The organism is Staphylococcus sp. 11-B-312 (assembly GCF_016743055.1).
Lineage (GTDB): Bacteria > Bacillota > Bacilli > Staphylococcales > Staphylococcaceae > Staphylococcus > Staphylococcus ureilyticus.
Genome location: NZ_CP068241.1, coordinates 2304600 through 2319027 on the forward strand (window position 1 = coordinate 2304600; position 14428 = coordinate 2319027).

General features: G+C 33.3%; 13 protein-coding genes. 3 read left to right on the forward strand and 10 right to left on the reverse strand.

Annotated features, from left to right (window positions below):
• Positions 1-10: 10 nt before the first annotated feature.
• The 8 genes from argS to JG554_RS11175 form a co-directional block, all read right to left on the reverse strand.
• Positions 11-1678, reverse strand: a complete 1668-nt coding sequence (argS, locus tag JG554_RS11140) for an arginine--tRNA ligase (protein ID WP_107360004.1) — start codon at positions 1676-1678, stop codon at positions 11-13.
• A complete protein-coding gene (locus tag JG554_RS11145; RefSeq protein WP_046207291.1) occupies positions 1679-2092 on the reverse strand; it encodes a YwiB family protein in 414 nt (137 codons plus the stop codon).
• A 302-nt stretch (positions 2093-2394) separates the two neighbouring features.
• Positions 2395-2907 (reverse strand): YwhD family protein, encoded by a 513-nt coding sequence (locus JG554_RS11150; protein ID WP_046207290.1) that lies wholly within the window; start codon positions 2905-2907, stop codon positions 2395-2397.
• Between the two features lie 126 nt (positions 2908-3033).
• On the reverse strand, positions 3034-4350 hold the full coding sequence (locus JG554_RS11155; protein ID WP_174894800.1) for an HD domain-containing protein: 1317 nt from the start codon (positions 4348-4350) through the stop codon (positions 3034-3036).
• Between the two features lie 17 nt (positions 4351-4367).
• Positions 4368-4847 carry a GNAT family N-acetyltransferase gene (locus JG554_RS11160; RefSeq protein ID WP_064209583.1) on the reverse strand — a complete coding sequence of 160 codons (480 nt, stop codon included), beginning with the start codon at positions 4845-4847 and terminating at the stop codon, positions 4368-4370.
• Positions 4848-4978: 131 nt separating this feature from the next.
• Positions 4979-5518 carry a flavodoxin family protein gene (locus JG554_RS11165; protein WP_070038947.1) on the reverse strand — a complete coding sequence of 180 codons (540 nt, stop codon included), beginning with the start codon at positions 5516-5518 and terminating at the stop codon, positions 4979-4981.
• Positions 5519-5823: 305 nt separating this feature from the next.
• Positions 5824-6759, reverse strand: a complete 936-nt coding sequence (locus tag JG554_RS11170; RefSeq protein WP_070657572.1) for an aldo/keto reductase — start codon at positions 6757-6759, stop codon at positions 5824-5826.
• A gap of 691 nt (positions 6760-7450) precedes the next feature.
• Complete coding sequence (locus JG554_RS11175; protein WP_107360005.1) at positions 7451-8431, reverse strand: ketoacyl-ACP synthase III; 981 nt, start codon at positions 8429-8431, stop codon at positions 7451-7453.
• Between the two features lie 279 nt (positions 8432-8710).
• Here JG554_RS11175 and JG554_RS11180 point away from each other — a divergent pair, with 279 nt between their 5' ends.
• The 3 genes from JG554_RS11180 to JG554_RS11190 are packed head-to-tail and all read left to right on the forward strand — an operon-like array spanning position 8711 to position 12405.
• Positions 8711-10306 (forward strand): xylulokinase, encoded by a 1596-nt coding sequence (locus tag JG554_RS11180; protein ID WP_070657568.1) that lies wholly within the window; start codon positions 8711-8713, stop codon positions 10304-10306.
• Between the two features lie 49 nt (positions 10307-10355).
• Positions 10356-11603 carry an MFS transporter gene (locus JG554_RS11185; protein ID WP_107360006.1) on the forward strand — a complete coding sequence of 416 codons (1248 nt, stop codon included), beginning with the start codon at positions 10356-10358 and terminating at the stop codon, positions 11601-11603.
• 19 nt (positions 11604-11622) lie between these two features.
• Entirely contained in the window at positions 11623-12405 is a 783-nt protein-coding gene (locus JG554_RS11190) for an SDR family NAD(P)-dependent oxidoreductase (protein ID WP_046207282.1), read from the forward strand.
• A gap of 179 nt (positions 12406-12584) precedes the next feature.
• On the opposite strand, the gene JG554_RS11195 is transcribed toward JG554_RS11190, so the two are convergent.
• Positions 12585-12923, reverse strand: a complete 339-nt coding sequence (locus JG554_RS11195) for a YuzB family protein (protein ID WP_064209587.1) — start codon at positions 12921-12923, stop codon at positions 12585-12587.
• 425 nt (positions 12924-13348) lie between these two features.
• A complete protein-coding gene (locus tag JG554_RS11200) occupies positions 13349-14425 on the reverse strand; it encodes a phosphomevalonate kinase (RefSeq protein ID WP_046207280.1) in 1077 nt (358 codons plus the stop codon).
• Positions 14426-14428 lie beyond the last annotated feature (3 nt).

A 14428-nucleotide genomic window follows, 5' to 3' on the forward strand; every position in this document is an offset into this window, starting at 1 on the left:
TACATAATAATTACATTGATTCTGGCGCTGTTACGCCAACAAGGTTTAATGCATTATGTAATGTAATTCTCACTGCATCAATTAATGCAATCAACGCTTTTGTTTTTTCTAAATCATCTGTTAAAACTTTTTCATCATTGTAAAACTTATGGAAATGTGCTGCCAAATCTTGAATATAGTTTGTAATTCTATGTGGTGCTCTGTGTGTTGCGGCACTTTCAATCGTTGGTTCAAATTCAGCAATTTTTTTCATAAGCTCAGTCGCTTTATCGTTTGTGATAAACGAATAGTCTGCGTCAGTTGAAGGTTCAACACCTTTTTCTTTAGCTTGTTTTAAAATTGAACAAATACGTGCATGTGCATATTGTGCATAATATACCGGATTATCTTGTGATTCTTGCTTTGCTAATTCCATATCAAAATCAAAATGCGTATCAGGACTGCGCATCGTTAAGAAATATCTCGCGGCATCCACGCCTACTTCATCCATAATTTCACGTAAAGTAATTGCATTTCCAGTACGTTTACTCATTTTCACTTCTTGACCGTCCTGCATTAAGCGGACCATTTGCATAATTTGAATTTCAAGACGCTCGCTATCAACACCAAATGTTTCCATTGATGCTTTCAAACGCTGTATATAGCCATGGTGATCTGCACCAAATAAGTTTATTAATATATCGTTACCACGTTCAATTTTATCAAAATGGTATGCAATATCTGGTAAAAAGTAAGTATAATTACCATCTTTTTTAATCAATACACGATCTTTGTCATCTGAGAAATCGGTTGTACGTAACCATGTTGCACCATCTTCTTCGTAAGTGTAACCAAGTTCAGTCATTTTATTAAGTACTTGTTTGATTTCACCAGATTCATAAAGCGTTGTTTCGCTAAACCAATTATCATAATGTGTATTAAAATCAGCTAAGTCTTTTCTTAGTTTTTGCATTTCGTAATCGACGCCAAGTTGTCTGAATGTTTTAATACGTGCTTCTTCGTCTAAATCCTTTATTTCCGGTTGTTTCTCTGCCAAATCTTTACCAATATTGATGATATCTTTTCCGTGATAGCCACCTTCTGGCATTTCAAAAGAATCATCACCAAGCGCTTCAAAATAACGTGCTTCTATTGAACGAGCTAAATTGGTAATTTGATTACCAGCATCATTAATATAATATTCTCTTGTGACATTATAACCAGCCGCTTCTAATATATTGGCCAACGTATCGCCAACTGCAGCATTACGGGCATGACCTATATGTAAATCACCTGTAGGATTAGCCGATACATATTCTAATAAAATATTTTCACCATTTTTAACTTTTTTATGACCAAATTGATCACCATTATTGATTGCTTCAGTAATAATCGCAGTCAAATAAGCACTATCTAAATAAAAATTGATAAAACCAGGTCCTGCGATATCAACTTTTTCAACTTGTGCAGCCGTTGTATCCAAATTTTCAACAATTGCTGTTGCGATTTCGCGTGGATTACGTTTCGCTATTTTTGTTAAGACCATTGCTATGTTTGTTGAATAGTCACCATTTTTATTATCTTTTGGTATTTCGATTTTAATTTCAGGTATTTCATTCACGTCGGCAAGTTGTGCTTGTTGAATACTTTTCTTAATTTCTTCAACCAACTTTTGTTTGACTTGTTCGATTATGTTCATTTACGGCATCTCCTTGTAAGTAATTTCATATTGATAAGATCCCATCTTCTCTTCATCTTGAATTAAATCATAATGCACTTTCAATTTTCCACCATTATCATTTACAAAATGTAAAATAGAATGTGTATAAACGGTCAATGGTATGCGACCGCCACTAATTTCATACAAAGTAATCGTTTCCTCACCTTCTACAAAATGAAGGTTTAACTTAATATCACCATTGCGGATAATCTTTACTCCTGAACTTTCAATTTTAACTGTCACATTAACGATTGCTCCGTCTATCTTTTCTTGATAACGAATAAAATCGGCTTTACGTTTTTGCCAAGATCCTGTAGTAGACAATGAGAATTTTTCCTTATTATCGAATTGTTTAACCACTTGTTTCGTTTGGATTTCAACATTGTTCTCCAATGTAAGTTTCACCCTAATCTTTAAAATAATACAAACCATTATAGCATACTTGAAATATGCAAAACAGTTGCTAAATTAATTTAAATTCAATAATCTCCATTTTCAAAGTTCGTTTACAACACCTTCACAATATTCAAAAACCACACATAAAAAAAGTAGAAAAAACAAAATCAAAATCTGATTTCGTATTTCTACTCTTTTCAAATGACGCAAATATCCCAATGCATACGTTACATGCATTTAAATACCGATGTTCTTATGTTCTTCGTTTAATATCGTTGAACTCTTAAAAACCAATGATATTATACTGTTTCTAAAGCTTCATGCAATGAAGCATCAGAGTTATTCCACATATCTATATCATGCGATTTAAGAAACGCTGCTAATATTTTTTTATTTTGGTCACCTATTTGATCGATTTCAATATTATGTTTCATTGATTTATCCATCATATTTACATGTTCAGGCATACTTTTGTAACCTCTACGAATACTTCTATTTACTAATAAATAGCATGCTGTTAGTCCGGCATAGTAGGGTCCATTTTCACCACGTTCTGTTGTAACCCAACACAACCAATATTCTTTCGCCTCTTCACCTTCAACGGTCGCCTTATCTTTAATCCATTTGACACCTTTTTCAACACTAGAACGCGCATGCATGCCTGCAATATCAATAAATGCCTCTTCGTTTGCAACATCGATAAACACTGGTGCTACGTTATCTAAACTTATAGAACCAATATTGGTACCTTTGTGACCATCCAACGGATCATTTTTAATAATATTGAATTTAAATCCCTTATTTTCAGCCATCAGCTTCCACCTCCATTATTAAAACAAGTAGCGCTGCAATTGTTAAATTACAATCCTACATAAGTTGTCTATATTAAAATTTTGCCATATTTAACAAAGTGATAAAAGTCATCAATTTTTAAGTGCTTAATTTAATTCATCTAATATACTATTAATTGCATTTCTAACTTGGTCATCTTCTATATCAGAAATAAATTCTTTTGGATAATATAATTTATAATCTTGTCTGTTAATGCCAGTTATACTATGAATAACTAAGGATTGACTACTAATTTCTCTTATTTTACCATTACGTCTCAACAAATGAATCGGCTGTCTGTCTGATCCTGGACGGTCATAATCATAAGGTAAATCAGAAAAGGATTCACTTACAAAGTAATAATTCGGATCTATACCTGCCTGTATAAACAAATCTGTTAATTCTGTAATTGTAATAATAGAACCATCAAATGGCATATATTTAAACAAATCCCGATTAATAAATCTACGAGATAAATCACTTAATATAGCGTCATCTTCATTAATCCATGCTTTTAAGTAATAAACTACAACCGCTTCATCTAAATCTACATACTGTTCAATCGTCATAGATTCTTCAAAGAACGGTATAAAATCGGCAGGATATTTTTTAAAAGTGTACCCTTCATTATAAAGTTGCTTTGCTCGTTTCAAACAATTATTAAGCAACACTTCTCCACCTCGACTAACTGGATGGAAGTAAACTTGCCAATACATTTGGTAACGGCTCATAATGAAGTTCTCTACTGCATGCATACCACTTTCTTTAATAAGTACTTCATCTTTTGAAGGTCGCATCAATCTCAAAATACGTTCCATATCAAATTGCCCATACGTAACACCCGTAAAATATGCATCACGTTGCAAGTAATCCATTCTATCAGCATCTATTTGTGAAGAAATCATAGAGATGACCAATTTATTTTCATGTGTTTTATTAATAACATCAGCTACTTGCTGTGGAAAATCTTCAGAAACACGTCGTAATACACGATTTACTTCTGTCGGGCCAGTAATAATTTTTTGCGTAAATTGTTCATGATCTGTATTAAAAATCTTCTCGAAGCTATGTGAAAATGGTCCATGACCTAAGTCGTGTAATAATGCGGCACATAGTGCAAGTGGACGATCATCATTATTCCATGCTTCACGACCGTCAAACGAGTCATCAATTAATCTTCGAACAATCTCATATACACCTAATGAATGTCCAAATCTACTGTGTTCAGCGGTATGAAATGATAAGTATAATGTACCCAATTGCTTTATACGTCGTAAACGTTGAAATTCTTTCGTTTTAATCAAATCCCAAATCACTTGGTCTCTTACATGAATATATCTATGAATGGGGTCTTTAAATACTTTTTCTTCAGGTAACTTTTGTGTAGCATAAGTTGTAAAAGTCAATGTCGTCCTCCTATTCATACCTTGTTAATGTGCATCTATGATAAAGTTTTACGCATCAATGCTAAATCCATTTCTTCCCCATACATCACGTGCATATACGAGCGCACACGCTCAAACCCTTTTTGTTCATAAAAAGCTACCGCTTCATCATTCTTATTATCCACTTCTAAAAATACTTCATCATATTCATTTTGGAAATATGCCAAGCCTTCTTTCAGTAAATCAGAACCATATCCATGATGTTGCCACGAAGGTCTCACGTAATGGGCTGATAAGAATAATTCAGTGCCATATATAAAGTTAGCAAAACCAATGATCTGATCATCCTCTTCGATGACTAAAAATAATTGTTCTTCTAACCTTTTAAGTAAATGTTGTTCATTATATGAAGCAGCCAATAATTCATTTACAGTTTTAGCTGCATAGATATTTAAATAAGTATTATACCAAGCTTTTGTTGCTACATCTCTGATGCCTACAACATCTTCTGGCGCTGCTTTCCTAACTTTGTGCATGTTGGTTCCCCCTATTTATAGTAGGTAATAATACTCATATTATAACATAATTTTAGTGTTCAAAATACTTAATCTATTCATATGAAAATAGCTTGGACAATAGATAACATTGTCCAAACTATCTCTAAATATTACTTATTTAATGTATCTTGCCATTCTCGTGCGCGGTTTAATGCATACGAATCTTTATCAATATCTCCTGGTTTTTCAGCAGTTCCAATAATATAACCAGATAGCGTAGCACCTAAAAACTCTAAGCTATACTTGATTTGAGTGATACATGGCTTCGCTTTTACTTTTGGAAAATCTCCGCCGACAATAATGAGTCTAAAATCTTTTTCAGCCATTTTTGCCTTAAAATCCTTATAATTAGGATCCATTAAAGTTTCAGACCAATGATCAATGAATGCTTTCAAAGAGGCTGATATACTATACCAATACACGGGTGATGCAAAAACAATTGTATCACTGGCTAACACTTGATCTATCATTTTTTTATAATCATCTTCATAAGTATCAATCGTTGTCCCATCATGTCTCACATCTCTCACTGGATTCAATTGGTACTGAGTTAAATCAAACCATTTGTAGTCATGTCCTGATAAGGCCATTTTAGTCAATCGAGCAGTGTTTCCCTCCGGACGACTGCCCCCGAACAAAACTGTAATCATAATAATCTCCTTTTCATATATTAAAATATTCCATTAGAGATATCTTAATAATTTTACACAAAAGTTCATAAATATAACATGCGTTTACAATAGTATATTATAGCATTAAATGATTTGTAGGAAAATTTATATATATTTATATATTTCAACTAAAATTTAAAAACTTTATAAAATGGGCATAGGATAGAAACTTAATTTTCTTTTAAAAATTTCGTCATCTCAACCTGGAAATGATAACTAGAATGAATAAAAGTACACAGTGATGCCTGAGCTAAAACTTATACATAAGTCCACTCACTTATTTATTATTTTCTAGGAAATAGTTGATTTATTTTTTCAATCTCTTCTTGAGTTAAATTAACCTCTAAAGTTGTTAAATTGTCCACGACTTGATGTGGTTGCTTTGCGCCTGGAATCACGACATCCAATGAAGGCTGAGTTAAATAGAATGCAAGCACAATATGTGCAACATCTACATTATGATTATCTGCAATACCTCTCAACTCATCAATTTTCTCTAAATTTTCTTTGAATTTTTCACCTTGGAATTCTGGATTCTTAGCACGAATATCATCAAATTTTGTATTTTCAGTGTATTTGCCAGCTAAAAGACCTGAAACTAAAGGGAAATATGGAATAAATGTAATTTGATTTTCTTTTGTATATTCAAACACATCTTCATTTTCGCGATTTAATAAATTGTATTCCATTTGCACAACATCAACATAGCCGTCTTTATTCGCTTCTTTTAGTTGATCTAATGTAAAATTAGAAACTCCTATTGCTTTAATCTTACCTTCATCTTTTAAATCTTTTAATGCAGCAACTGCTTGATCTTTAGGCGTAGTATCATCTGGAAAATGAATATAATACAAATCAATATAATCTACTTGAAGACGTTTTAAGCTTTTTTCTACTTGATCTTTAAGAAATGCTGGATCATTAGACATTTTCACATTACCATCTTCATCAAAATAATGCGCACCCTTTGTGGCAATTGCAAACTCGTCTCTAGCAAATTCTTTAACCGCTTCTCCTACTAATTCTTCTGAACGTTCTGGACCATAAATATAGGCTGTATCTAACAATGTAATACCATTTCTAACAGCAGTGCGAACCGTTTCTTTACCTTTTTCTTCGTCTAAATCATTATAAAAATTATGTCCACCAACAGCATTTGTACCTAAAGCAATCGGTGATACCGTTACATTTGATTTTCCTAATTGAACTTTTTTCGTCAAAACAATCCAACTCCTTATATACTAATTTTGAAATATTTATAGAATCTCTGGCTCAAATTGTTTTTGTATCCCTTCATTACGAAAGATACTTTGACAATGCCATCAACAAACGCATGAACTGCTGAATACTATATAATATATCTCTACCCTTTTTCACTCAGTTTAATAATATGTTATACATATCGTATTTATGCACATAACAAAAATTACTTAACTTCATTAGTAATCATCGCTATTTTAATTATCTTGCCTCTCTAAAAAAGTATTGCCATGTAATTCAATTGTTTCAACTATTGCTAGCACAATTCGTTCGGAACACATATGATTTAACACGTAATGTTGAGACATAACAATATTAAGTTGCTGAATAACTTTTCTACCACTACTCAAAATTTAGCATGTTTTTGATGAGACCTTGAAGTAAAATGCTTAAAAATTACTTTTCAAAAATTTAGACATAATGGGACGTAGGACAGAATTCTAATTTTATTAAAATTATTTCGTCATCCACCTTTGCAAAGATGACTTGATTTGAAAAACATAAAATGATTTACCTAAGTTCAATCATCTACCTACAATATAAATGCACTGGGACAAATCAATTACAGAGATATACACATAAAAAAGTAGGATGCAATGCGTGTTACACCCTACTTACAAATCATTTTTATTTAATTATTGTAATATATTTTTAAAGTGTCCATTTAATTAATGTAGACGCATATGACAAGCCGCCACCAAACCCAACTAATAGCATGAGGTCACCTTTTTTAAGTTGATGCGCTTGGACAGCTAAGTCAATTGATAATGGAATCGTAGCCGATGACGTATTACCATAATATTGAAGACTCATTAGCGCTTTATCTTTAGAGAGGTTAGCCTTTTCACATATTGATTCTATCATTCTGGCATTAGCACTATGTGGTGCAAACCAATCTATGTCCTCTTTTTTATAATTCGTGTTACGTAACGTATTGTCAATAATATTCGGAACATTGCCGACAGCCCATTTATATACGCCACGACCATTTTGAACAATATAACCAGGATTTTGTAAATCTTCGCCAAACATAGTATGAGAAAGTTCTGAACAATATAAATGATGTCCTTTGTCACCGTCCGAGCCAGAACTACTAGATATAAAGCTCGTTTCATCTTCACTGTATTCTACTAAAAATACGCCTGCTCCATCACCAAACAAAATACATGTATTGCGGTCTGTGTAATCTGTAATTCGTGATAGTGTTTCCGCGCCAATAACTAGCACTTTTTTATTTTGACCAGATGTAATCAGACCATTAGCTATATTCAAACCATAGGCAAAACCTGCACAAGCTGCATTAATATCAATGGCCCCTGCATTTTTCAATCCAAGTTTCGCTTGCACATAAGATGCGACACTTGGGGTTTTATAATCTGGAGTCAATGTAGCATTGATAATCATATCAACATCATTTAATTCCACTTGATATTTCTCTTGCAAATCCAGCACTGCTTTATAACTGATATCACTCGTATATTCATCTTCAGCTACAATTCTTCTTTCAACAATCCCAGTTCTTTGTTGGATCCATTCATCAGAAGTATCAACAATCTTCTCGAAATCATGGTTATCCATTCTTTTTTTCGGTACATAAGCACCTTGCGCAGTAATTTTAGCAAACGAATTCATATCATAACTCCTTTTATCAATCTATAACTTTAAAATTTCAAATTCTTATTATTTATCATACGCTTCATACTAATGAATGATAACACAATCAATGCAACACCTATAACATAAATAATAATTTCTAACTATAAATAAATATAAATAATATTATTAATTTATAGTTATAATTTATCACATGAACTAAATGTATAATAATCTTTAATTGACTTTTCATAATTTTTAAATTAATATTCATTTTTGATAACGTTTACATTATTTTTTAAGTAAAGGAGCAACAAAATGGAAAGTGATGATATCAAGCACTTGGTTGAATCAGGTCAACTATCTGTAGGCATTGAATTAGGCTCTACGCGTATAAAGACCATTGCTATCGCACCTAATTGCGAAACAATTGCAACAGGTTCTTTTGAATGGGAGAACAAATATGAAAATGGTTATTGGACTTATTCCATTAATGATGTATGGGTAGGCATTCAAAAAAGTTATGCTGAAATGTCACAATCAATTAAGGATAACTATCATGTTCAAATTAAATCCTTAGCTTCTCTAGGAATTAGTGGTATGATGCATGGTTACTTAGCATTTGATGACAATGATGATTTATTAGTACCTTTCAGAACTTGGCGCAATAACAATGCGAATAAAGCAGCAAAATTGTTACGCGAAGATTTTAAAGTAAATATACCAGAACGCTGGAGCATCGCTCAGCTGTTCCAATCAGCAATAGATGACGAAGCACACGTCAAACAAGTTAGTTATCTAACTACCCTAGCTGGTTATGTTCATTGGTATTTAACAGATAAAAAAGTATTAGGTATTGGAGACGCATCTGGTATGTTCCCAGTTGACAGCGAACGTAAGCAATTCCGTCAAGATCTATTAAAACGTTTTAATACATTATTTCAAAATTTAGGTTACTCGCAAGACATTAACGATATGTTACCAAATGTCATTGTAGCTGGAGAAATTGCTGGTTACTTAACAAAAACAGGCGCTAAACTCATCGACCCAAATGGTGAACTGGAACCAGGGTGTCCAATGTGTGCACCAGAATCAGATGCTGCAACAGGCATGGTGGCAACGAATAGCGTAGCACCAAAAACCGGAAATGTTTCTGCAGGAACTAGTATATTTTCAATGATTGTACTAGAGAAACCGATTACTTATGTTTATCCTGAAGTAGACATTGTAACTACACCTGATGGTTATGATGTTGCGATGATACATGCTAATAATTGTACATCTGATATCAATGCTTGGGTTCATTTGTTTGAAGAAGTCTTCCAACTCATGAATGTAAAATATGATAAAAATGAACTTTTTACCAAGTTATTTGAAAGCGCTTTTAATGGAGATGAAGACTTAGGAAAATTATTATCTTATGGCTATATCTCCGGAGAATTCATAACGGATGTCAATCAAGGTTATCCGATGTTCCTACGTCACGTTGATAGTGAATTCAATATTGAAAACTTTATGAAAACACATATTTTTAGTGCCTTTAGTACTTTGAAAATTGGTATTGATTTATTAAAAGAAAATGAAGATATTCAAATTGATAGCATGCTAGGCCACGGTGGTATTTTTAAAACAGACAAAGTTGCACAATCCTATTTAGCTGCAGCATTAGAAACACCAGTCAGTGTTATGAAAACTGCTAGTGAAGGTGGCGCATGGGGTATCGCAATATTATCCCGTTATTTACTAGAAAATCAGTATACAAATTTGGCCAATTACTTAAACGTTAAAGCTTTTGATAACACTGACCAAATCACTTTAAACCCTAAATCTCAAGATGTTGAAAGTTTTAGAAATTATATTCAAAAATTTAAAACATTATTACCTCTCCAACGACAGATAGATGAGTATATTTAAAGTCGATTAACATTTTAGAAATCATATTTAAAGATTAGGAGAGATTTTTGTGGATACACTAAGTACAGATAGCTCTAAGCAATTTTTAGGCTTACCGTTAACTTTAATTTGGGGTTATATCGCAGTAGCTATTTTCATGACTGGTGATGGTATTGAACAAGCTTTTTTATCAAAATATATTGTTAGTCTTGGGTTTGAAGCACATCAAGCATCCGCAGTCTTAACACTTTATGGTCTTATTGTAGCAGTTGCATCTTGGCTTTCCGGTATTTTGGCTGAAATTTTTAGCCCGAGAAAAATAATGGCATTTGCGTTTATCATTTGGATTATTTTTCATATCGGTTTTTTAACTTTAGGGTTAGAGCAACATAGCTATCCAATGATGTTAATTATGTATGGTATTAGAGGCTTTGCCTATCCGATGTTTATCTATAGCTTCGTCGTCTGGATTACGTATTCAGCTCCAAAACATCGTCTAGCTTCAGCTATGGGCTGGTTCTGGGCAATGTATTCCGTGGGTATCGGGTTTTTAGGAACCTATCTACCTAGTTTTACAATACCTTGGATTGGATTTATGGGAACATTATGGTCTTCCATAATATTCATTTTAATCGGTGGTTTAATGGCCATGTTTTTAGTTAAAGATAGAAAAGGCTCTGAGAAAGAATCCGATAGATTAACGCCCAAAGAGATATTACTTGAATTCGCTAAAGGAATAACCATTTTAAAAAATCCTCAAGTTGCTATTGCTTGCGTAGTTAGAATCATTAACCAATTAGCCTTGTTTGGTCTTGTCGTTATCATGCCAATCGTATTCACTGATACCGTAGGATTTACTACATCAGAATGGTTGCGAATTTGGGGATTAATGTATATTGTAACTATTTTTACTAACCTATTTTGGGGTGTGGTTGGCGATAAAATCGGATGGGTACGACAAGTGCGGTGGTTTGGCTGTATGGGAATGGTGATTTCTACATTAGCATTTTACTATTTACCAATCTCGACTGGACCCAACATTTGGGTTGCTGGTGCAGTAGCGATTGTCTTTGGTTTTGCTGTCGCGGCATTTGTACCGATGTCAGCCATTTTCCCCATTTTAGAACCAAATCATAAAGGGGCAGCGGTTTCTATTCATAATTTATCTGCTGGCTTAAGCAACTTTGTCGGACCAGCTATCGCAACGTTAACCGTACCAATAGGAGGTCCTGTATTAACTATTTGGACATATGCAATTATTTATTTCATAGGATTTATACTAACTTTCTTTATGAAAGTTAACCAACCAAATCATTAAAAAGGACAGGAGTTTTAACATGACAAATATATTAGAACAATTTAAATTAGATGGAAAAGTAGCAATTGTAACAGGGGGTGCGATGGGCTTAGGCAAAGCCATGGCTACTGCATTAGCACAAGCTGGTGCTAACATCGTTATCGCTGACATTAATGAAGCGGTAGCTAATGATACTGCACAAGAAATTCGTGAAACTGAAAGCGTAGAAGCGATCGCTCTAAAAGTAGATGTTACAAATCCAGATGCTGTAAATCAAATGGTCGAAGAAGTTACAAAACAATTTAATAAAATTGATATTTTAGTTAATAATGCTGGCATGACGATTAATGCAAAAGCTGAAGAAATGTCATTTGAAGATTGGAATAAAGTTATAAATTTAAATCTGAACGGCATTTTCTTAGTTGCACAATCCGTTGGGCGTGTAATGATTAAACAAGGCTATGGTTCTATCATTAATACATCCTCTATGTCAGGACTAATTGCTAATAAACCTCAAGAACAATGTTCGTACAATGCTTCCAAAGCTGGTGTTATCATGTTGACGAAAAGTTTAGCTATGGAATGGTCAAAATACAATATTAAAGTAAACACAATTGCCCCGGGTTATATGAAAACAGAACTTACGAAACCTTTCTTTGATCAAGGTGGAGCAATGATTGAAGACTGGATGGGATTCACACCTATGGGCAGACCAGGCACACCAAATGAACTTGGTGGTATCGTTGTATATCTTGCATCTGATGCATCTTCATTTGCACAAGGTAGTGTCTTCACAATTGATGGTGGTTACACAGCACTATAAACATTAATAACATATAATGGTCTAGTTTCAATAATATATTAAATTAAAAAACACTTTTGCTCAATGCACATACAATATGTCGGCATGAACAAAAGTGTTTTTTTATATTCATTAGTACAAAAATGATTAAACTGCATTGTGCAATTCAATCATTTCATATGTGTCACCTTGAGTGTCTTTCACTTACTTTTCTTCTTAGCTAATTTTTCTTTCAGTTTGCGATCTTGTTCTTCCTTACGTCGTTTACGTTCCTCATTGCGTTTTCTAAGGCGCTCTTCCTCTTCAGGATCTCTAGGTTTTTGCAACTGTTTTTCAATTTTTTCCATAAGCTCATCTTCAGTTAAGGCTGCTAATGGGCGATTATTAACAAATGCAAAAGTTTTACGTCGACCAGGACCACAATACGATTGACAACCTATTTCTATTTCTGCATGAGGATCTAATTTTGTCAGTTTTTTCTGTAAAGATTTACAATTAACGCCCTGACAATCATCGCAGATTAAAAATTTATTTTGCAAAATCAATCCCCTCATCTTTCCAAACGTGAATGATTCACTCATTTTACTGATAAATTATGTGAAATATGCGCTCAATTTCCTATCAAAGCCACATCAATATATTTATAACGATAAATTACAACTCTAATTATTTTACTCTATTTTAAATTTTTTTCAAGTTATGCCCCATTAGATCTAAAAGTTGTGTATGAAAACATAGCATTTAACGTTCATGATACTACTTTTTTCTATATACTTTTCTGTCTGATTTTTATAATTCAATCAAAAATCGGCTGGACAAATCAATTGTCACAGCCGTGTCGCTTCTCAATTTATTATTACGATAGTATAACTTATATATGAGTTTCAACTCAACTAAAGCATTATCCCTGCTCATCCTTGCTAGGATTAGACAACGCAACATTTAAAAATTATTTTTCCTAAGTTTATTGTCCATGATAGATACTAAACTCTAACGGTTTCACTTCATTTTCTAGCCATTCTTTATAAATTGACTGTTTATCAACTTCATTATTAATGATTGTGATACCACAGTCACCGCCACCAGCGCCTGATGTTTTAGCAGCACCACCATATTTTTCAGCTACAGAGCATAACACTTTCAAATGTGCAGTTTCAATATCAATCGTAGCCTCATTATCCATGGATTGAATAATTTCACGATTCATCCGGATCATTTGCTGTACACCTTTGATATGATTCGTTTTAAAGGCATGAATTAATTTTTCTACGCAAGCATGTGAACGTTCTAAAAATTTCCCGTAAAATGTAGGGTCAGATTTCAAACGTTTCACTTCACTCACTAAGTGATGTGAAGACGCAGGCGATCCTGTCCAACCAATTAAGACTTCCATATTTTCTGGTGGTTGTAGTGGCTCAATATGTAAACCTGGCCAGTTTTTATTTAGTACTTCGTTGACAGAGGTATCTTCAATTTGTTGTGAAACCCACTCATGATCAAATGTACTATAAGCAAGCCAACCTGTGTATACACTAACTGCGATATCTCCACAAGAACTCAAACTTTGCAATTTCATATTTGCAATCACTGCAAGTTTATAAATATAAAGATTTGATAAATGCATCTCATAAAATTCATTTAAAGCTTTTACTACAGATACAAGTACTGCTGCACTTGAACCTAAACCGTATTTATGACCATTTGCGTCATCTAGATTACTATCTATCGTTAAATTAAAATGTTTTAGGTCAATGTGATTACTACTCACAAATTGCTCAAAAACTTCTATAGCTGTGATGACGTATTTTAATTGCTTTGCTGCATATAAATCAGATAAGACTATCTTATCTTCTTCTCTTTGAAATGTAACTGGTTCATGATGTAATGTCTTTGAGTGGATTGTACCTTCTGAAGCATTAGAGTCTTCAATTGAAGCCGTTACAAATCTATTAACAGCTATTAACACAGATTTATACCCAGGTTCAGTAACAGCATATTCACCTGCAATATAGAGCTTACCTGGCGCTTTTACTTGAATCATGTT

Bases quoted from the DNA above. Each gene is read 5' to 3' on its own strand.
- argS (WP_107360004.1), bottom strand. From the start codon at position 1,678: ATGAACATAATCGAACAAGTCAAACAAAAGTTGGTTGAAGAAATTAAG.
- JG554_RS11150 (WP_046207290.1), bottom strand. From the start codon at position 2,907: ATGGCTGAAAATAAGGGATTTAAATTCAATATTATTAAAAATGATCCG.
- JG554_RS11155 (WP_174894800.1), bottom strand. From the start codon at position 4,350: ATGAATAGGAGGACGACATTGACTTTTACAACTTATGCTACACAAAAG.
- JG554_RS11160 (WP_064209583.1), bottom strand. From the start codon at position 4,847: ATGCACAAAGTTAGGAAAGCAGCGCCAGAAGATGTTGTAGGCATCAGA.
- JG554_RS11165 (WP_070038947.1), bottom strand. From the start codon at position 5,518: ATGATTACAGTTTTGTTCGGGGGCAGTCGTCCGGAGGGAAACACTGCT.
- JG554_RS11175 (WP_107360005.1), bottom strand. From the start codon at position 8,431: ATGAATTCGTTTGCTAAAATTACTGCGCAAGGTGCTTATGTACCGAAA.
- JG554_RS11180 (WP_070657568.1), top strand. From the start codon at position 8,711: ATGGAAAGTGATGATATCAAGCACTTGGTTGAATCAGGTCAACTATCT.
- JG554_RS11190 (WP_046207282.1), top strand. From the start codon at position 11,623: ATGACAAATATATTAGAACAATTTAAATTAGATGGAAAAGTAGCAATT.
- JG554_RS11200 (WP_046207280.1), bottom strand. From the start codon at position 14,425: ATGATTCAAGTAAAAGCGCCAGGTAAGCTCTATATTGCAGGTGAATAT.